This is a genomic window from Micromonospora sp. NPDC049891 (assembly GCF_040660295.1).
In the GTDB taxonomy this organism is placed as follows: domain Bacteria; phylum Actinomycetota; class Actinomycetes; order Mycobacteriales; family Micromonosporaceae; genus Micromonospora.
The window spans coordinates 1-18,837 of record NZ_JBFAML010000021.1 but is presented as its reverse complement, the minus strand read 5'-3'; the positions used below and the strand labels follow the sequence as shown (position 1 = coordinate 18,837).

Annotated in this window: 23 protein-coding genes and 1 tRNA gene; 19 read left to right on the top strand and 5 right to left on the bottom strand. The window is 67.7% G+C overall.

The annotated features are described in order from the left end of the window. The first annotated feature begins 163 nt into the window (after positions 1–163). From AB0I71_RS23410 to AB0I71_RS23380, 7 genes are read left to right on the top strand one after another with little or no spacing between them, the layout of a single operon-like run. On the top strand, positions 164–1,168 hold the full coding sequence (locus AB0I71_RS23410; RefSeq protein WP_357587951.1) for an NAD-dependent epimerase/dehydratase family protein: 1,005 nt from the start codon (positions 164–166) through the stop codon (positions 1,166–1,168). Further along, positions 1,165–2,166, top strand: a complete 1,002-nt coding sequence (locus tag AB0I71_RS23405; protein WP_357587949.1) for a hypothetical protein — start codon at positions 1,165–1,167, stop codon at positions 2,164–2,166. Before AB0I71_RS23410 ends, AB0I71_RS23405 begins: the two co-directional genes overlap by 4 nt. Before the next feature lie 17 nt (positions 2,167–2,183). Continuing rightward, positions 2,184–3,104: a glycosyltransferase gene (locus AB0I71_RS23400; protein ID WP_357587947.1), complete on the top strand. Its 921-nt coding sequence runs from the start codon at positions 2,184–2,186 to the stop codon at positions 3,102–3,104. Beyond that, positions 3,085–3,987 carry a phosphotransferase gene (locus tag AB0I71_RS23395; RefSeq protein ID WP_357587945.1) on the top strand — a complete coding sequence of 301 codons (903 nt, stop codon included), beginning with the start codon at positions 3,085–3,087 and terminating at the stop codon, positions 3,985–3,987. Before AB0I71_RS23400 ends, AB0I71_RS23395 begins: the two co-directional genes overlap by 20 nt. Continuing rightward, positions 3,933–5,111 (top strand): glycosyltransferase family 4 protein, encoded by a 1,179-nt coding sequence (locus AB0I71_RS23390; RefSeq protein ID WP_357587943.1) that lies wholly within the window; start codon positions 3,933–3,935, stop codon positions 5,109–5,111. Before AB0I71_RS23395 ends, AB0I71_RS23390 begins: the two co-directional genes overlap by 55 nt. A gap of 3 nt (positions 5,112–5,114) precedes the next feature. Further along, positions 5,115–6,227 (top strand): glycosyltransferase family 4 protein, encoded by a 1,113-nt coding sequence (locus tag AB0I71_RS23385; RefSeq protein ID WP_357587941.1) that lies wholly within the window; start codon positions 5,115–5,117, stop codon positions 6,225–6,227. Positions 6,228–6,243: 16 nt separating this feature from the next. Further along, on the top strand, positions 6,244–6,912 hold the full coding sequence (locus tag AB0I71_RS23380; protein ID WP_357587939.1) for a histidine phosphatase family protein: 669 nt from the start codon (positions 6,244–6,246) through the stop codon (positions 6,910–6,912). A 118-nt stretch (positions 6,913–7,030) separates the two neighbouring features. On the opposite strand, the gene AB0I71_RS23375 is transcribed toward AB0I71_RS23380, so the two are convergent. Then, positions 7,031–7,240 carry a DUF397 domain-containing protein gene (locus tag AB0I71_RS23375; protein WP_357587937.1) on the bottom strand — a complete coding sequence of 70 codons (210 nt, stop codon included), beginning with the start codon at positions 7,238–7,240 and terminating at the stop codon, positions 7,031–7,033. Then, positions 7,233–8,135 carry a helix-turn-helix transcriptional regulator gene (locus AB0I71_RS23370; protein WP_357587935.1) on the bottom strand — a complete coding sequence of 301 codons (903 nt, stop codon included), beginning with the start codon at positions 8,133–8,135 and terminating at the stop codon, positions 7,233–7,235. The genes AB0I71_RS23375 and AB0I71_RS23370 overlap by 8 nt, the downstream gene beginning before the upstream one ends. A 693-nt stretch (positions 8,136–8,828) precedes the next feature. Here AB0I71_RS23370 and AB0I71_RS23365 point away from each other — a divergent pair. From AB0I71_RS23365 to AB0I71_RS23315, 11 genes are all read left to right on the top strand, one after another. After that, positions 8,829–9,104 carry a hypothetical protein gene (locus tag AB0I71_RS23365; protein ID WP_357587933.1) on the top strand — a complete coding sequence of 92 codons (276 nt, stop codon included), beginning with the start codon at positions 8,829–8,831 and terminating at the stop codon, positions 9,102–9,104. After that, on the top strand, positions 9,101–9,334 hold the full coding sequence (locus tag AB0I71_RS23360) for a hypothetical protein (RefSeq protein WP_357587931.1): 234 nt from the start codon (positions 9,101–9,103) through the stop codon (positions 9,332–9,334). Before AB0I71_RS23365 ends, AB0I71_RS23360 begins: the two co-directional genes overlap by 4 nt. Beyond that, entirely contained in the window at positions 9,331–10,077 is a 747-nt protein-coding gene (locus AB0I71_RS23355; protein WP_357587929.1) for a GPP34 family phosphoprotein, read from the top strand. Before AB0I71_RS23360 ends, AB0I71_RS23355 begins: the two co-directional genes overlap by 4 nt. A 49-nt stretch (positions 10,078–10,126) precedes the next feature. Continuing rightward, positions 10,127–11,620 carry an APC family permease gene (locus AB0I71_RS23350; RefSeq protein ID WP_357587927.1) on the top strand — a complete coding sequence of 498 codons (1,494 nt, stop codon included), beginning with the start codon at positions 10,127–10,129 and terminating at the stop codon, positions 11,618–11,620. Positions 11,621–11,633: 13 nt separating this feature from the next. Then, positions 11,634–12,290: a GNAT family N-acetyltransferase gene (locus AB0I71_RS23345; protein ID WP_357587925.1), complete on the top strand. Its 657-nt coding sequence runs from the start codon at positions 11,634–11,636 to the stop codon at positions 12,288–12,290. After that, positions 12,287–12,901: a GNAT family N-acetyltransferase gene (locus AB0I71_RS23340; RefSeq protein WP_357587923.1), complete on the top strand. Its 615-nt coding sequence runs from the start codon at positions 12,287–12,289 to the stop codon at positions 12,899–12,901. Before AB0I71_RS23345 ends, AB0I71_RS23340 begins: the two co-directional genes overlap by 4 nt. A 288-nt stretch (positions 12,902–13,189) precedes the next feature. Then, positions 13,190–13,552 (top strand): hypothetical protein, encoded by a 363-nt coding sequence (locus tag AB0I71_RS23335; protein ID WP_357587921.1) that lies wholly within the window; start codon positions 13,190–13,192, stop codon positions 13,550–13,552. Positions 13,553–13,831: 279 nt separating this feature from the next. Further along, positions 13,832–14,359: a DUF6244 family protein gene (locus AB0I71_RS23330; protein WP_357587919.1), complete on the top strand. Its 528-nt coding sequence runs from the start codon at positions 13,832–13,834 to the stop codon at positions 14,357–14,359. A 191-nt stretch (positions 14,360–14,550) separates the two neighbouring features. Continuing rightward, on the top strand, positions 14,551–14,952 hold the full coding sequence (locus tag AB0I71_RS23325; RefSeq protein ID WP_357587917.1) for a hypothetical protein: 402 nt from the start codon (positions 14,551–14,553) through the stop codon (positions 14,950–14,952). A gap of 14 nt (positions 14,953–14,966) precedes the next feature. Beyond that, positions 14,967–15,422 carry a SitI3 family protein gene (locus AB0I71_RS23320; RefSeq protein WP_357587915.1) on the top strand — a complete coding sequence of 152 codons (456 nt, stop codon included), beginning with the start codon at positions 14,967–14,969 and terminating at the stop codon, positions 15,420–15,422. 208 nt (positions 15,423–15,630) lie between these two features. Next, positions 15,631–16,080: a SitI3 family protein gene (locus AB0I71_RS23315; RefSeq protein ID WP_357587913.1), complete on the top strand. Its 450-nt coding sequence runs from the start codon at positions 15,631–15,633 to the stop codon at positions 16,078–16,080. A 225-nt stretch (positions 16,081–16,305) separates the two neighbouring features. Here the strand turns inward: AB0I71_RS23315 and AB0I71_RS23310 are convergent, their stop codons facing one another. The 3 genes from AB0I71_RS23310 to AB0I71_RS23300 form a co-directional block, all read right to left on the bottom strand. Next, positions 16,306–16,713: an ImmA/IrrE family metallo-endopeptidase gene (locus AB0I71_RS23310; protein ID WP_357587911.1), complete on the bottom strand. Its 408-nt coding sequence runs from the start codon at positions 16,711–16,713 to the stop codon at positions 16,306–16,308. 310 nt (positions 16,714–17,023) lie between these two features. Then, positions 17,024–17,098: transfer RNA gene (locus tag AB0I71_RS23305), tRNA-Val, on the bottom strand. 50 nt (positions 17,099–17,148) lie between these two features. Further along, the gene (locus AB0I71_RS23300) at positions 17,149–17,604 is read right to left on the bottom strand and encodes a TIGR02611 family protein (RefSeq protein WP_357587909.1); all 456 of its coding nucleotides are present in this window, start codon (positions 17,602–17,604) and stop codon (positions 17,149–17,151) included. Between the two features lie 669 nt (positions 17,605–18,273). Here AB0I71_RS23300 and AB0I71_RS23295 point away from each other — a divergent pair. Continuing rightward, entirely contained in the window at positions 18,274–18,705 is a 432-nt protein-coding gene (locus AB0I71_RS23295; protein ID WP_007457244.1) for an SsgA family sporulation/cell division regulator, read from the top strand. The last annotated feature ends 132 nt before the right edge of the window (positions 18,706–18,837 follow it).

Below are 18,837 nucleotides of genomic sequence, written 5' to 3'. Positions count from 1 at the left end.
TGGCCTGGTCCCACCGCTTTGTTGTCCGACGCCCGTGGACTCGGACCACGGGTCGCGTCAATTTCCTGATGTCGTCGACAAGCCCAAACTCCAAACGTGACCGACCACGCCGGACCTGCCGGGCGGTCGAGGTGACGCAAATCGAAGGAGTTGAGGCGGGCACATGGTTGATCCCGTTCTGCGGCTTGGCGCAGGTGGTCGGCTGAACGAGTCCACGATCGTCGTGACCGGTGGCGCCGGCTTTATCGGCAGCCACGTGGTCGCCCGGTTGCTGGCAGCCGGCGCGACCGTCAAAGTCATCGACGATCTTTCGACGGGCCGGCTCGAGAACCTGCGCGACAGCCTCGGTGCCGGCCTGGCCGAACCGGACATTCGGATCTGTGACGTGCGGTCGACTGATGCCGTCGACGCTATACGGCTGTGGCGGCCCGAGATCGTCGTCCATCTCGCAGCGCAGTCGAACCTGCCGGCCTCGACACGGTCGCCGCTCGTCGACGCGGACATCAACATCCGGGGAACGGTGAACGTCCTGGATTCGTGCGCGGAGGCAGAGACCGGGCTGGTCGTGTACGCGGCCACCAGCGCGATCTACGGCACGGTGGACGGCGACGCCGTGCCTGTTGCGGAGACCGCGCCGATCGCGCCGACCAGTCCGTACGGGCTGAGCAAGGCGACGGCACTGAAGTACCTCGACTGGTACCGAGATCACCGGAGCGTCGACTACACGGCGCTCGTGCTGGGCAACGTCTACGGGCCGCGCCAAGTTGGCCCGATGTGCGGCGTCGTCGGCCTGATGGCGCAAGCCGCGATGACGGGCGGGCATCTGGCAATCTTTGGCGACGGCCACCAGACGCGAGACTTCGTGTTCGTGGCCGACGTTGCCGAGGCGGTGACCGCCGCCTGCACCACTGGCGGCCTCGGGCTGGTCAACATCGCCTCGGGCGTCGAGACGACCGTTGGCGAGATCGCTGTGTTGGTCTCTCAGGCAGCCGGCGCCGGAACGCCGCGGCATGCCGATCCGCCGCTAGGTGAGGTGCGGCGCATGGCGCTGGACATCTCGCGGGCGATGGACCTGCTCGGCTGGCACCCCACGACCCCGCTCGCGGAAGGCGTCCGGATCACCGTCCGGGCCGCGCGGCGGCGCGATTCGATCAAGGAGGCGTCATGAGGTACGCGCGTCGATTCGCGGTCGGGCCGGTCGAGGTGCAGGTGACCTCGAACGAAGAATCGGTCCTCGACTATCTTGGCGAGTTCTACACCGCGACCGGTGCCGCCTTGCCGGGAAACGGCTGGACGGTCGACGCTCAGGTTGGCTCGCCAGAACCAGATGCGAACACCAACCAGTGGGGCGTTTCCTGGCGGATAGACCGCTCTGAGCACACGGTCCATCTGCGGGCCGAGGCCGCCGAGAGCCTCTCGATCACTGCCCGGAAGTGCGTACGGGAAGTCCTGGTCGACTACTGCGAGCAGCGGCGGTACACGATGTTGCACGCCTCCGCGGTCGTTGATGATGCCCTCAGGATCGTTGTTGTTGGGGACAAGGGAAGCGGCAAGACCACCCTCGCTCTGAAGGCCGCTCTCCGGCACGGGATGCGGTATGTGTCCAACGACCACCTGATCATGTACAGGCCTGATGGCGCGTGCACCCTCACGTTGACATCGCTTCCCACGCTGATTCCGCTCAAGATTGGCACGTTTCTGGACCTCGAAGGTGCGTTGCCGGAGCCGTGGGATCGTGACGGGCTCGATGTCGAGGCATATCGCGCCTCGGCGAGATCCGAGGTCTATTCTCTCGATCGGCGCGTGCTCTACACGTACCGCGGTTTGGGTCACGACAATCCGATCACGGTGGACCTCGGCCCCCGCCGCTCCCCGCTGACGACGTTGATCGTGTTGGTGAGCTACTCGCCGGGCGACGCTGGCGAACCCGAACCCGTCGCGGATCCCATAACGGGGCTTCTCGCTCACGTGCGTACCGATTGGATGTTCGATCCGACGCTGAACCAGCGGTACCTTCCGCGGGCCGAGCGCGGGCGGGATGAGTACCTCGCTGACGCCCGTCGCCTCGTCACCGCCCTGGCCGAGCGGTCGACAGTTGTTCGCTGGACTCACCGCGGTGATCCGGCCCCGATCCTGGAGTTCGCCGCCAATCGGAGACTGGCATGAAACCCCTCGTCACGGTCGTGGTCCCCACGTACAACCGACCCGGCCCTCTGCGGCAGGCCCTGGCCAGCGTCGTCGCCCAGCGCGCCGTACCCGGCTCGGTCGAGGTAGTCGTCGTCAATGACGGCGGATGCGACGTGAGCACGGTCGCGCACGCAGCCCGCGAACAGGGCCTCGTCGTCCGCCTCATCGATCTGGACCAGAACGGTGGTCTTCCTTCAGCGCGCAACGTCGGCATTCAGGTCGCGCGAGGTGATTACCTCGCCTTCCTCGATGACGACGACATCTTCCTGCCCAGCCACCTCGGCACAACCCTCGCAGTGCTGAGCACGGGGGATGCCGACCTCGCGTACACGGTGTGCGTCGTCCAGGAGGCGCGCGTCGACCCCACGAACCCGCCGGCATTCAGCACCCCTACGACGTTCTCGTTCGATCCGGACCTGCTGTCGGTGGCCAACTTCATGCCGGTCCATACCGCGGTGCTTCGGCGTCCACCGGAGTCGGCCCGGTTCGACGCTGACCTTCCCGCGCTGGAGGACTGGGACATGTGGCTGCGTCTGGCCCGCGATCATCGTTACCGGTTCGTGCACGTCCCGGAGCCCACCGTCGTCTACCACCGCATCACGAGCGAGGCCAGCATGGTCGGCGCGACCGTCGGCGATGGGCATGCCCTCGCCCACTTCGGGACCCTCACCGAACAGATGTGGTGTCGATGGCCCGCCCGCACGCCCAAGGCGCAGCACTTCCGGCTGTACATCGCCGTCATGTATTGGCACTCGTTGGCGCGCCTGGCGGCCGGTCATGCGCTCAGCGACCAGTACTTTCAACGCTGCGTCGCAGAGATCGCCGCGGTCTGGCACGGGGAGCGCTCCGAGACCGGCCTTCGCCAACGGATCATCGACTCGATCAAGGAGACCGCCGATGTCGCACACGCCGCCTGATCTGCCTGGCTCAGCGGCCACGATCGGGCTGACCATCGACACGGTGCTACGGCGCACGGACAAGACCCTGCTGGCGCGAGGCTCGTTCCGCGGCGATCCGGCAGCGGTGAAGTATCTGATTGACCCAGATCCGTTCTGGGCGGCCAAGTGGCGGCACGAGCTGGACGTGTACGAGGTCTTCGGTGACACCACCCCGCCTGTCCGCGTTCCTCGACTGCTCTATACCGACCGTGACCGGCTGCTGGTCCTGGAATGGGTCGACGCATCGCCCCTCGCGGTCGAACGCTACCCCCAGCGAGAGCTCGATACCCGGGAGGTCGATGCCGTCCTGGACAGCATCACCGCGTTGAATGAGTGGACCTACCCCGCCGCCCGGTTCTCGCCCACCTTCGACTACTCCGACCGCATGGCTCGGTACCAGGCCAAGGGGTACCTCACTGAGGGCCAGAGAGAGGCTCTGGACCGTCTGCTGGCCCGCTGCGACGCGCCGGCACAGCTCAACCATGGCGACCCGCTGGCCAGCAACATTCTCCTCGATGCTGGCCGTTCTGACAGCGATGACGAGGCCGAGACCACGGTGGTGCTAGTCGACTGGGAGTTCACCGGGCTATTCCTTCCTGGCTTCGACCTTGCGATGCTCCACACCCAGGTCGGCGCACGTACGCCAGTGATCCGCGAGCGCATCGAGGCGATCGTGAGTGAGACGGGCATCGAGGCCGCATTCGCGCTCAACCTCGCTGTGGTCCTGACCCGCGAGCTGCGCCTGCACCACGAACTGCCCGAGGACGACCCGGCCCGGAGGCGGTGTCTGCCGATCATCGACGCCGCTTGGACCTCGGCCAGCACCCGCCTACAACGGCTCGCCGCGTCGAGGCCAGCATGATCCACGTAGCCCTGGTCCACCGGGACCTCCACGAAGTGAGCCGCGGCGGCATCTGCACGCTCTACCGCTCCCTGGCCCGGCAACTGGCCGACCTGGGCGCATCGGTAACCATGATCACGCAGGAGTCACCCCACCCATTGCAGGGGAAGGATGTCACCGTCGTCTCGCTTCCCCGCACCGAAGACCTGGTTCAGCACCGCGAGGCCGTCGCCGACGCCCTCGACGCGTTCAGGCCCGACGTCGTCGACTGTTCCACCTGGGAGGCGGAGACCCTGCGGTATCTCGCCAAACCTCGCGCCGACCGAGCCCCCGTTGTCGTACGCGGCGAGTTCAGCGCCGCCCGCCTCGACGCGGGCGACCTCGCCCGCGACGAACACCAACTCGTCCAGGCCGCCGACCAGGTCATCGCCGTCAGCCAGTACGCGGCCCAGGATCTCGCGACGGAGTACGACATTCCTTTACCACTCGTGGTGGCCAACGGAGTCGACCGCGAACGGTTCCACCCGGGGAGGCCCACCACGCCCGCCAGCGGCTTCCATATCGACCTCGGGGCCGACGGCCACGTCGCAGGCCGCAGACCGATACCCGACCTCCTCGCGGCCGGAGAAACAGTCTCGCCATGGTCGCCCGATCCGGCGGGACGCCTCCGGCTCGTATGGGTCGGAAAGATCACGCCGATGAAGGGCTGGGACGTGCTCGAGACCGCCGCGACCCAGCTTCGAGACATCGCCTTCATTTCCGTGCTGCTCGGCCACTCACCAACGTTCGCGCCGGTCACATCAGCCAGCAGCGAACTCACCGTCCTTCAAGATCTGGACGACACCGACCTCCCGGGCCTCTACCGCGCGGCGGACTGGCTGCTGTCCACGTCGCGCTGGGAAGGCTTCGGCCTCGCCATCGCCGAGGCGCTCGCCTGTGGCACCCCGGTCCTGCTGCCAGAGCACCTCGGCACCGCGCCCGAGCTGCTCGCCGCCGGTGGCGGTTACACGTACCGCGACCTCGATCACCTCGCGGACATCCTGACCCGGGCCGAACGCCCGGCCGGCCGCCTTCCCGACCACTTCGACTGGGCAGTCAACGCGGCCGAAAGCCTCCGGCTCTACCGAGCGCTCGTCGGCAGGTGAGCCGTGCGAATCCTGCTGATCGGCCCACACCACGCCGGCGGAAGCATCCCGCCCTACCTCGACGTCTTCACCGCCGCGCTGCGATTCCTCGGCGTGCAGGTCGACCGCCTCGGCTCATCGGGCGTGCCCTACGACAAGGAGCAGGACCGATTCTGGACGGCCGAGCAAGTCCGCCAGGAGGCCGAGGGCATGCTCGCCGACGTCGACGTGAACGCGTACGACCTGCTCTCTGTCCACTTCGGAAACCTCGACGTCGAACAACTGCTACCCCAACTGTGGCCGGCCCGCCGACCACCGACCGTCTACCACCTACACAGCCTCGACTGGACCCTGTTCACCAACCACATCCCCGAGCCGGACCTACGCGAGACGGTGAAAAGGGGAGTCGCCGGAATGGACGCCTTCGTATGCTTCGGCACCTACGGAGCCGAGCGCCTCGAGACCCTCGCTGGGCCCGACGCACCACGCCTTGTCTCCTGGCTGCCAACCACCATCCCATCGGGCACCTCGCCGAGATACCCGAAGGATCTCGCAGCAGCCCTGGAACCCTCGGGCCCCCGGCCGCTTGGCAGCCTCTACGGCTACGCCGCCCCCTGGAAAGACACCGAGAACCTCATCAACGCATGTAAGCAGACGAAGGAACCCGGCCGCATAATCCTCGCGGGCCCGTTATGGGACGACCCAGCACAGGCAGGACTGGACCTCGCCGCCGAGGTCAAGGGCACCACCCACGGATCAACACAGCTGCGTGTCGTACCGACGTACCTCGATGCCGCCGCTCGGTTGGCGCTCGTCACAGCGACGGACTTCGCGATCTTCCCCTACCGCTCCCAGCCGACCTTCCAGGGCAGCGGTGCCATCGCCGACTACCTCGCCCACGGTGTGCCCGTCCTCGCAACGGACGTTGCCAACATGGCCGAACTGATCGGCGACGCGGGAGTGGTCATGGAGCCCGCCAATCCCCAGTCGTTGGCCGACGCGGTCGATCGCTTCATCCACGATGCTCAACACCGTACGACCCTGGCCAGCGCTGCCCGATGCCACGCCCGCCGCTTCAGCGCCGTCCACCACGCCGCCCAGTGCCTTCGGTTCTACGACACCCTCAACAGACGCTGAGACGGGACCAGCGACCATGACACTCCCCGCTGAACTGACCATCGCCCGCCACGGCGAGGCCCACTGCAACCGCGAACAGATCGTCGGAGGCCCGCAAGGGTGTCGCGGACTGACCGACCGAGGCCGACGCCAGATCGAACGACTAGCCCAACGACTCGGTCAAGAGCACCACGAGCGCCCCATTCACGCCATCTACACCACACCGCTGCGCCGAGCCCAGGAAAGCGCCGCGATCATCGGCGCGTACCTCAGCATGGACGCCGAGACCGTCGCCGACCTCGCCGAGCAGGACTACGGCACCGCCGACGGCCGGCCGTGGACCGACGTCGTCGCTGAGTACGGGGACATCCCTGCCCTCGATGCGGACCGTCCGCTCGCGGCCGGCGGCGAAACTTGGCGGGACTACCTGCATCGGGCCAGCGTCGCCATCGGCGAGATCACGACCCGGCATCTAGGTGAGCGCGTCCTCGTCGTCGGCCACGGCGAAACCATCGACGCCGCCTTCCACTACTTCCTGGCCGCGCCTATCGACGTTCGGGCCACCGCGGCTGTCGCGGCCTACCACGCGAGCGTCACGACCTGGGTGCAACAGCCGCTCTCGTGGACCCGACCCTCTGTTGGTTGGCGATGGACCCTCACCAGCCACAACGACACCCGACATCTGTTCGCAGACGCAGAGACGTGAACCGCCCCGGATCTGAACCGCCGAGCCGAGGCCGCGCCAGGCGATAGCCGACCAGCGCTGCGCCCGCTACGGGCTGGCGCCCGGAGCGCGGCGCTCCCAGGCGGCCTGTGCCGTTCGGTTAAGCGCTGAGAGCGCCGTCTCGCACGGCGTCCGTGAAGGCTGTCCAACTCCTTGCCGTGACGGCGAGGTGGCCACCGTGCGGGTTCTTGCTGTCGCGCACAAGGACCGCGTCTTGGCGGCCGAGCAGGTTCGTCGCCACCTCGACGCAGTCTCCGCCGTTGCCGCTGCGGGTGCTCTTGCGCCAGATCGCGCCAGCCGAGTCAGCCACTGGTGTATCCCTTCTGTGCTTCCACGATCAGTCGTTTCGACGCCGCCTGGTTGAGGGCGCGCTTCTCCAGGTCAGCCCACGCCAGCCGGTAGGCGGCGACCTCGTCGGGCTTGTTCAGGTACATCGCACCAGTCAGCGTCTCGGCGTACGCGAGCGGGGGTTCGAGTGGATCTCCGAACTCGTTGGTGGGGAATTCCAGGATGGTGAACGGCCCGCAAGCAGCCATGCCACTGTGCACTCCCGCGGAGAACGGCACGATGCGCACGGTCACGTTCGCCTTGACCATCAACTCCAGCAGGTGCGCCATCTGCTCGCCCATAGCCCTCGGGCCGCCGACAGGTCGGTGGAGCACCGCCTGGTTAAGGACCACCTGGAGGTGCGGCGCGCGGGGGCGGGTGAGCAGCGACTGTCGCTCGACTCGCACCTGGACGCGGCGGAGGATCTCGTCCTCTTCGAGGTAGCCCGGGGGCACGCGCGCGACCTGTTCGGCGTAGGTGGGGGTCTGGAGCAGGCCGGGGACCAACTCCGACTGGTACTGAAGGATCCTCTCGGCGCTGTCCTCCAACGTGACGTACAGGCCGAACCAGGCCGGCAGCGCCGTCTCCGTGTAGTCATGCCACCAGCTCTTGCGCCGGCCGTTGCGGGTTTCAGCGGTCAGGGCGAGCAGGACTTTGGTGTCGTGCTCTCCCGCCCCGTAGATCTCGAGCAGCGCCTTGACGTCGATGTCGCGGAAGCGGACGTTCTCGTGGCCCTCTTCCCACCGGGCGATGGTCGTACGGCCCTTCTGGAGTTGCTCGGCCGCCTGCTCTTGCGACAGCCCTGCGTGCTTCCGTAGCGCCTCCAGGCGACGCCCGATGTGGCGGCGTAGCAACGCCGAGCCCACTGCCTCAGACACCTAGCCCACCCTCTCGCTCACTTTGGGCGCGTGCTGCGCCCAATTAAAACACGCATTCGGCGTGTAACCCTGAGGGGCACACCCGCTGTGACCTGCCCTTTTACGGCACAACGCAAAAGTGACTCTCAAAACATATACCTCTTCTTGAGTGGTTGATTTCTGGGCATGTCCAAAGTGTAATGAGTTACAGAAGGGGCTGACAGTCGCCGAACGGGTCATCACCTGAAGGCCGGTCACGTCTGTCGGATCAAGCGGAACGCCACGAGCCCGGGGCCTCTTCAACCAGCTCAACGCCGAGTACGTGCGGGAAGCGGTCCCCGTCCGTGAGCCAGGTGCAGGGTCCGGCGTGCTTCCCGTACGGGACGCCGCCTGCGTCCGCTGATCGGGATGTGCGGTCGGTGCCCGGGAAGGCCTGGCCGCGCATCTCACACAGGAAGAGGTGATGGCAGTGCGCGTCAAGTGGTTCGTCCCCGCTGACGGTGAGCATCCGTTCAAGCCCTTCGGCATCGACAGCGCTGACCCCGCCATGCTCTTCGGCCGCGAAAGTGGGGCCACGCACCCCGACGGGAACAGCGACGGCACTTCCATACCCGCCGATGTCGCCGGACACGATGACATGCTCCGGCCGAGCCCCAGCCGACCGGCATTGACGCTCGACTGTGGTCCGCAGCCGGTCCGCCGAGGGCCACAGCTGTGAACCGCAGCCCGCAGCCTCTCCCCGACATCCCGCCGGGTGCCTTGCTCCAACTCGAAGCAAACGACTGGTCCTATGGGCGTGACCTGACCCCCGGTACTTCCGTAGCCATCGCCGTCACAGGGGTCCGCGACCTCCTGTACCGCAGCGACGAGTGGGTCTGGGTGCTCGGTCATCGGCCGGAGTGCGAGTACCCGCACGTGGACCGGCATCCGCCGTGCATGGAGGTGCGGGTCAAGATCGCCGCGCTGCACCGCCAGGTATCCGGATCATGACCAGCACCGACGACAGCGATCGGCCCGTCGATCGCTTCGAGTCAGCGCGGAACACCGCGCTCCAGCACCGCAACGGCGGCACGTGCTTCCACTGCCAGCACGACCGGTGCGGGCAACACGCCTGGGCGGTCGAGGAACTCGCCCGTCATCCCGGCGGGCGGAAGCTCCTTCGGCAGCTCGGGCTTCTCATTCCCTGTGACGATTCGACTGAGGAAGGCCGGCCGCGGTGAACACCACACCCCCAGGTGCATCAGACGACTCCACCCCGCACCTGCCCGAGCACCGGGCCCCGGTAGCGCCAGCCCGGCCGGTGCGGGCCGTCGGTAGCGCCGCCGCCCAACCCACGCGCCTCGCGGACGAGTTCTTCTATCTGGCGCATGACGACCAGACCGGCCGGTCACGGCTGTTCGAATCCGCGACGGCGCACGGCCTGGCCGCCGCGCTACTCGCTGAGCTGTGTTGGGAGGGGCGAATCACGTTCGTGGGCCGGCATGTGCGAGTGACCGACCCGTCGCCGCCGAGGGACTGGCTGCAACACCTCGTCCTCGACCGCCTGGTGGCCGAACCCCGTCATACCGCGACACGGACGTGGTTGGCGTTCCTTGGTACGACCGCCCACGAGCAGGTGGCCACCCGCATGTGGCAGCTCGGGCTCCTTCAGCCGCGGCAGGTGGGCCGGCTGTGGAGGCACCGCACCGTCTACGTGCCGGCGGACATGAACACCGCCGCCTGGTCGTGGGCCCGCCTCTCCTACCAGCTGCGCAACTACCAACGGCTGAACGACTTCGACGTGGCCCTCGCCGGACTGGCGCTACACACCCAGCTCGATCCGATCCTGCTCGACGGCGCACCCCTGTCCGCCCGCACGCTGCTGCGCCGGCAGGTCGAGCAGGCCCCCCTGCCGCTGCGCGAGCTTCTTGCTGATCTCGGTGCCGTCGTCGGTGGTGCCGTGCTGAGCCACCGCACCTCCTGAGCCCGGCCCACCCCCACCCATCCAATCCTCCTTGGCTGAGAGAGAACTGATGTCTCACTCGAAACCCGACACCGTATCTGCCGTCCTCGCTCGTGGGCGGCTCGGTATTCCGTCGGTGGTGTTCTTCGTGATCGCCGCCGCCGCGCCCCTCACTGTTGTCGCGGGTGGTGCGACTACCGGGTACGCGGTCACCGGCGTCATCGGTATCCCCGTGGCGTATCTGGTGGTCGCGGCCGTGCTCGCGTTGTTCGCGGTCGGCTATGTGGCCATGTCCCGGCGCATCGTCAACGCGGGCGCCTTCTACACCTACGTCACCCGTGGCTTGGGCCGCCCTGCCGGTGTGGGCGCGGCGATGGTCGCCCTGCTGGCGTACAACGCGATGCAGATCGGCCTGTATGGCGGGGCCGGCGCGGTCACCGCCCAGTTCCTCAACGACCGGTACGGCTGGCACCTCACCTGGTGGATGTGCGCCCTCGCCGTGTGGGCCCTTGTCGCGGGGCTCGGCGTCGCGCGGATCGACCTCAACGGCCGCGTCCTCGCCGTGGTACTTGTCGCCGAATGCGTCGTCGCGTTGACCTTCGACGCCATCATGGTCACCCACCCGGCCGACGGGCAGATTGGCTTCGACACCCTTGCCCCCTCCCACGTGTTCGCCGCCGGGATCGGCGCGGCGTTGGTCACCGCGATCACCGGGTTCGTGGGCTTCGAAGGCACTGTGGTCTTCTCCGAGGAGACCAAGGACCCGCGCCGCACGATCGCCCGTGCCACCTACATCGCCGTGGCCGTGACCGGCATGCTGTATGGGCTGTCCGCCTGGGCGATGTCGGTAGCCACCGGCCCAAACCGCATCGTCGAGGCAGCCCGCGCCGACGGCACCGACCTGATCTTCAACCTGGTGTCGCCGTACCTGGCCGACAGCGTCATCACCGTCGCCCGGGTCTTGTTCATCACCAGCTTGTTCGCCGCCCTGCTCTCCTTCCACCACACTGTGGCCCGATACCTGTTCGCCCTCGGCCGCGAACGAGTTCTGCCCGTCGTGTTCGGTCGCACCAGCCGGCGCACCGGCGCACCCAAGGTCGGCTCCCTCGCGCAAAGTGGCCTCGCCTTCGTCGTGCTGGTCGGCTACGCGCTCGCGGGGGCGGACCCGATCGTGCACCTGTTCTTCTGGATCACTGTCACCGGCGGCCTCGGGGTACTGATCCTGATGACCGTCACCTCCGCCGCCGTGATCGGCTTCTTCGCCCGCATTACCCACGCTGAAGGGCCGTGGCGGTCGCGGATCGCACCCGGGGGCGCGACCCTCGCGCTCGGCGGGATCCTCACCGTGACGCTGCGGGAGTTCGCCACGCTGCTCGGCGTGGAGTCGGACTCGCCGCTGCGGTGGGCGTTCCCCGCCGCTTACGCCGCCGTCGCACTCCTCGGCATCGCCTGGGCGCTGGTCCTGCGCGCCACCCACCCCGACGTGTACCGGGCGGTGGGTCTGGGGGCGGACAGCGGCACCGGACCGCTGCGCGCCCCCGATGCCGTCCGTCAACCCGCCTGATCAGGGAGCCGCCATGACCGTCACCAACAAAAAGCTGCTTGTCCGGCCCGCCACCCACGCCGACGCCGGACCGCTGATCGGCGTTCTCGCCGAGGCGTTCCACGAAGGCCCCGTCGCCGACTGGCTGATCCCCGACCCCGACGAGCGACGCACCGTCTTCTACCGCTACTTCACCGACGCACTCCACCACGCTTTGGAGCACGGGCAGGTGCACACCACCGCCGACCAGATGGCCGTCGCCATCTGGTATCCCCGCCTCGAACCCACCCCCACCGACACCCGCAGTCGGCTGGAGGCGTTGGAGCGCATCGCGGGCGCGTACGCGCCGAAGTTCGTGCTGCTGGAGGAGACGTTCGGCGCCCTGCAACCCGACGACCCGCACCACTACCTCGCCTACCTCGCCGTCGATCCCACCTGCCAGAACCGTGGTATCGGTGCCGCGCTGCTGGCCGAGCATCACCGTCGCCTCGACGATCTCGGCCTGCCGGCGTATCTGGAAGCCAGCAACATGCGTAATCGGCGGCTCTACCTGCGCCTCGGCTACACCGCCGGACACACGATCACCCTCTCAGCCCACGGGCCGACCATCTGGCGGATGTGGCGCGGCGCCCCCACCACCAGCGGCCGGACGCCGTTCCCGCACCCCAGACCACGCCGACGGTCACTATGACCACCACCCCCGTGATCACACCACCCATCCGACCCGCCCAGCCCAGCGATGTCCCTACCATCGCCGCACTACTCACCGACGCCATCCCCGTCACGCAATGGCTGGTGCCCGACCCGACCGAACGGCAGCAGGTGTTCCACGGGCTCCTCGCCATGGAAGTCGACCACGCCGTCGAGTCGGGACACGTCGACGTCACGCTCGACATGACCGCCGTCGCCGTGTGGCACCACCACCCGGTCACGGGGGCAGCACCGCTGTCCGACTACCACCTGCGCACCTTCACCGGCCGCGCCCTACCCCGGTTTCAGCAGCTCCACGCCCTGATCAACCGGTACCGCTCCGGTGCGCCGCACCACTGGCTCGCGTGGCTGCACGTCCTCCCGGACGCCCGCCGCCACGGCATAGGCCGGGCGCTGCTCACTCGCCACCATCAGCGCGTCGACCAGCTCGGCTATCCGGTCGACGCCGTCGTCACCAGCGTCCCGGCCCGAGACCACCTGACCCGGCGGGGCTACCACGCGGGAACGCCCCTGCGCCTGCACGGCGGTCCGCACCTGTGGCCACTACGGCGCGCCAGCCAACCGATTCCGCCCACCACGGCGGCCAGCTGAGCAACCACAAACAACCGGTCCCGTGGGCTGCCTCAACGGGCGCGGCAGCCCACGGAACCGCAGCAACCGCATACCGATGGTCCACTTGACCGCTACCATCCGCCTCATGGCCGCTGTTCTGGGCAGCGTCCTCCTCGCCGGCTGCCAGTCCGCTCCCGCCATCCCCGCGCCCGTACCGCCCTCGCCGCCCATCGTTGGGCAGCAGCCCGCCGCCATCCCCGAGCCAACAGACCCCGGCCTCACCTCACAGCAACGCACCCCTGCCTTGCTGGGGCGATCCCACCCGACATGGCCGACGAGCCCGCCCACCCGAGGCTGCTGGTCAACGGAATCGTCGGGCTGGCAACCAGCCAGTATCTCGACCAGCGGCAGCGAGCGACAGCCCTCCACGTCATGGCGGCGGTCCCTGACATCACGTACCTCTACACGACAACCGACCTCGCCGGGCGCCCCGGACTGTCCTTCCAGGTTTACGCCGATGGATCAACCTCGACGGTAGGAATCGATCCGACTACCGGCGAACTGCTCGCCGCGCACGAGCGGATCAGCGGCGGACTCCGGCCGGACCTTTTCTCCTATGTCCTCCTCCTGGATCGCGGCCACACCAGCACCGATACCCTCACGTCAACCACTGCGGCTGCGGGTCGGTGATGCGCGTGCCGGGACAAGCTGACCCACCGCCGGACCTGAGGTAAGGCGACGGCAGCGCGCGTCCCTGCCGCCGGCCACTCGACCGGCGGCGCAGCCGTCGCCAGTCGCCCGATACGCCAACCTGAACACAGTGGTCGGAACTGGGCCACCCGCTATGACGCATAACTTCCGCGGACCCGCGAGTGCCAGCTGCCGCAAGCGTCTGGTGGCCACCAGTGGCTCCTCGGTAGTTTCAACGGTCGAGCACCTTTACGTTCTCCGGTTGGGAGAGTCGGCTACGTGTCGCACATCGAGAAGATCACCGGTGAACTCCGGGCGCTGATGGCCGGCGTCGAACGTGCGCAGGGGCTGGTAGCCGCTGCAGACAGGCAGGCCCAGGAGGTGACATTGCGGGCCGCGGGCGCGGGCTTCGCCGCAGTGGCGGCGGGCATGGCAAGGGTGCACAACGCGATCACCGGAATCCAGGGCGGCCTGGGCAGCCTCGCTGGGTCGATCGGCGACGCGACCAAGTCAACGGCGGCCGTGCCGCACGAAGCCACACCGCAGCAGACGGCTTCCGGTCTGGCACCTGTGTTGGGCGCGACTGACAGCGCTCGTGATGCGGCCAGGGGTGCCATCGAACAGGTTGGTGCGGCGCAGCAACTCGTCACCATGGTCCTGCAGGGCGGACAGCCCGGGCCGCTGTTACAGGCCTTGGACAGCGTCAAGCAGGTCCTGGTAATGGTCTCTGCGCGCACCGGCGCCGTCCGACAGGCCGTCGAAGCGGCGATCACCGAGGCGCGGCAGCTGGGGTCCTCGGGAAACTGACGGGGGCTGGAGGTCCCGTACCGGCCAGCCCCGCCCCTCCTGACATCGACGCTCGGACGTGGAAAACCCCTGCCACAGGTGAGTCCGCCGAAGACATGCCGACGACGCCGTGGAGGAGGACACCTACCGGTGTCCCGGGCGGATCACCGACCGGACCGCGCACGAAGGTCTCTCGCAATCAGAAGTCCGTGGTGGCGCAACGCTCGGTGCAGCTTGAGAACGAGTGCGCCGACACAGTCGCCGACAAGGGCTACCGCCTCCACCAGAACCCCACCAAGCAGGAGGTCGCGGACGCTCGAGCCCAGACGCGCGACGCCGGAGACCCGGACAAGAACCCTGACTATCTGATCGAAGGGCACGTCTTCGATTGCTACTCTCCCACCGCGTCCAAGCCGGTGCGCGGCATCTGGAGCGAGGTCTCCCAAAAGATCGATGAGCAGCAGACGCAGCGGGTGGCACTGAACCTTCAGGACTGGCGTGGCGACCTCGTCGCCCTACGCAAACAATTCGATGACTGGCCCATACCAGGGCTGAAGGAACTGGTGGCGGTGACGCCGAACCGTGAGATCGTGCAGATCGTACGGCGGGACTGAAGGAGACAGGGAAAGTGGCTATAGAGTTCCGACTGACGCTGGCCGGCGATATCCCGCTCGATGAGGTGGCTGAGCTCGCTGCCCCTGAGGCCACCGAGAAGCCGGCACCTCCCGGTCACCCGCGACTGCTCAGCGCCGACCTGTACGAGCAGTGCGGCTACGCGGTCAGCATCACCGCGGGTAGCCACGGCTATTACGACGCCGAGGACGACAACGGCTCCCGCTGGGAGTGGGAGCCAGACACCTACGTCAACATCGGTTTCCGTATGCGTGCCGACGACATGGGCGACAAGGGGGTCCCAAACATGCTCGCCAGCGTGGCCCGAGTGCTGGCAAGCCGCACCGAAGATGCCGCACTGGTGCAGGACGGCAACTGGCTGCTGTTGACGCGCGCGGAAGGAACCGTGCGTAAGCACAACGTGGACCTGTGGTATGAGGATGCGTTCGACAGCATCCTTCCCAGCGAGTGACGTTCAGCGTCAGGGCAGGACGGCCTGCCCAAGGTGTCGGAGAAGTAGCAGCTGGCAGACGCAACGTGTGGTGTTGAACCTGCGGGATGGCGCGGTGACCTGGGCGCCCTTCCGAAGCATTTCGACGACTGGCCGATCCACCGGCTCAAGTGACTCGCGGCGGTGAGATCGTTGAATTCGGCCGGTGAGACTGGTAGGTAGCAGTCGCGTGGCTATCGAGTACCGATTAACGCTCGCGGGCGATATCCCGTTGGAGCAGGTGGCCGCCCTTGCCGCTCCGCAGGGTGTCGAGGAGTCGACTCTGTCGGGCTACCCCCGGTTGCTCGGTGCGGACCTCACGCACCACTTCGGGTACACGGTTAGCGCCTACGGCGGCAGCAACGGCTACTTCGACGCCGAAGACGACGACGGCTCCAGATGGGAGTGGAAGCCCGACACGTACGTCAACGTCGTCTTCTCCCTGTCGAAGCAGGACCCCTCAGATCGGGCGATACCTGACATGGTCGCGGCCGTTGCCCGTGTGCTCGCCGGCCGCGCCGAGGACGCCGCGCTGGTCCTGAACGGCAACTGGCTCCTACTCACCCGCACCACCGGAACCCTGAGCACACACCAGCCCGCGTGGTGGGACACCTACGGCACCAGGAACCTCCTTCCGTAGGCGGGACCTTTCCTGGGGCGGCCGTCACCTCGGTGGGCACTCCGGCCCCCAGGCGCGGTCCCGCCACCCATGACGGCAGACCCGGCAGCGCCGGACATGACGTACTCGGCATCGACAACCTTTAGGAGCATGCGGCCAGCGGTCGCCATTCGACGAGGGACCACGCCGCAGCCATCGCGAGCCAACCTGCCCCGGCGGCCATCCCGCACTGCTCGACGGTGGCGCTTACGCGACGTCGCGTCCCCCTGTTTTGGATCTTGCTGGCGACGGTGTCGTGGTGGAGTTGCCCCGGCGCCGGTAGACGAGGGCTTTGAGGCTGATGCCCGGCGGCGTTCGAGTTCGAAGTCGAGCCAGGATGACAGTTCGTCGGCCAGGAGCGTGCTGGGACGAGGACTCGGCGGCGAGCGCGGTGACCTCGCGTTCCAGGACCTGGCTGCCGGGCTCGGCGTCATGATGCAGGAGCAGGTGTCCGAGTTCGTGTGCGGCCCCCATCCACGAGCAGGCCTTGTCGGCCTTGGCGGGGTTGAGGAAGACGAAGAGCCGTTGGCCGCACCAGCGAGAGAATCCGTCGACCCGTTCGAAGACCTCGGGTAGTTGCCGGCATTGCCATCGGGTGGCAGGCGCTGCGAGCACTCGGCAGTGGCGTCCCGGACCTCCAATGTGGGACAAAGTCGCCAGTGCTTGCGGGTCAATGGCCGGCAGAAAAATCTCCGCGACGCCCACCGGCCCCAGAACCGAGCCGACCGGGCATTCGGGATTCCCGATCCTGCTCTGACGATCTCGACAGCGACCGCGCGGTCGTCGGCCGCCGGAACCGCGGGCGGGGAGGCCCGGCCCGCGTCATCGCCAGCCTGCTCCCAAACTGCTCCCAATTTAAGGGGTGACAGCGAAGAAGCTCGTTACCGACCGTTCCGGCAACGAGCTTCTGACCTGCGCATATCGATGGTGGGCGATACTGGGATCGAACCAGTGACCTCTTCGGTGTGAACGAAGCGCTCTCCCGCTGAGCTAATCGCCCTCAGCGCGGATGACTCTACCCGATCGGGCGCGCGGACCGCGAACCCGGGGTCAGTTCGTGGCGAGGTAGCGCAACACCTGAGCGATCACGTCGATGCCGAGGCTGTACTTGATCGACAGGAGTGCGACGGCGCCGACGAAGACGAGGCCGACCGAGCCGATGACCAGGCGTACGGGCAGTGATTGTCGCTTCACCCAGGCGGTCCAGCCGTGGACGTGGCGGCGGGTGAACGCGAGCAGGCGTTTGGCCCAGTGGAACTCCACGGCCCAGATACCGAGGCCGGCGATCACCAGCAGCCAGCCGGGGCCGGGCAGCGGGATGAGTGCGATGCCGATGGTGACCACGAGGGCACCGAGCACCCCAAATATGATCTTGAGTGCGATCCGGCCGGTGGGATTGCTCCGGATCAGTGCGAGGGTGGTGGATATCCGTTGCCGCCACGTTGGTGGATAGCGTCGCTCGGACACGGCGACACCACCCCCCTCGCGTTCCGTGCCCCCGGTCATCTCCCCACGATGCCCCTTCCTGGTCGATCTACCCCTGTTTCCCCCTGGATAGCCTCGTCCGTTGCGTCCGGCCCGGGTACCACCCACCGCACCACGGTCGCCCGCCGCGCGCCGATCCGCCACCGCACCACGGTCGCCCGCCGCGACCCGATCCGGCACCGGACCGAGGTCGCCGGCAGTGACCCGGTCGGCCGCGACACCACGATCACCGGCCGGCACCCGGCCCGCCGCCGCACCGCGATCACTCATCCGACTGCGATCGATCACTGACCGACCGTGCCGGTTTCTCCGCTTCTTCGGCACCCCGTACCCCCGCTGTTCGGCTGTGCGGACCGCGACGTTCGACGGGTCTCGCACGGTCGCCGCATCCACTGAGGATCGCGTCCGCGACCATTTCAGGCCCCAGTGTGGCGTGGGCCCGTCACTGCAACCGCCGACTGGACGTTACCGGAGTAAGTCGACGACTCAACAAACCCGATGCCGGGCAGGATGAACCCACTGGGCAGAATCGGAAATCCTACATGAATTTTCACATTCACGAGGCCCTTCCGACCCCCTTCCCACCACTGGGTGAAGTCAGCGCATGGCGGAGCGTAGCCAGGAGTAGCGGCTGAGTATGGGAAAAGCGGGACACGCGCGTTCCGCAGCGGTGCCGGGGGGAGAACGTTCATGAGTGTCATCCGACCGACGACCGTAGAGGTCGAGACGTCGCTAAGGCTCGTCGCACCTGACGCCACCGCTTTGCCGGTGCGCGCCAGTCTGCGCTACGACCCTGCTGACCCGTATGCGGTCCACGTCCTGTTCCATGCCGAATCGGCAGGTGGCGAGGCGGTGAGCTGGTCGTTCGCCCGCGAACTGCTGGTCACCGGACTGGACGAGCCGGCGGGCATCGGGGACGTACGGGTCTGGCCCTGGGCCACCCCGCGCGGCGACTTCGTCGCGCTGGCGCTGTCGTCGCCGGACGGCAACGCCCTGTTCGAGGTGCCGCGCAGCGTGCTGGTGCGCTTCCTGCGGCGGACCTACGTCGTCGTTCCGCGCGGCCGGGAGGCCGAGCACCTGGACGTCGACACCGCGGTGAACCGGCTGCTGGCCGGTCGCTGACAGACGAAACCCGGGGCCGCGCGGATCTGCCGAATCCGCGCGGCCCCCGCCCACCCCTCCCCCCACCCCTACACCCGGTCGATCATGCAGTTGTGGCACCTGCCTTAACGGACTTGTACACAGTTATCAGGT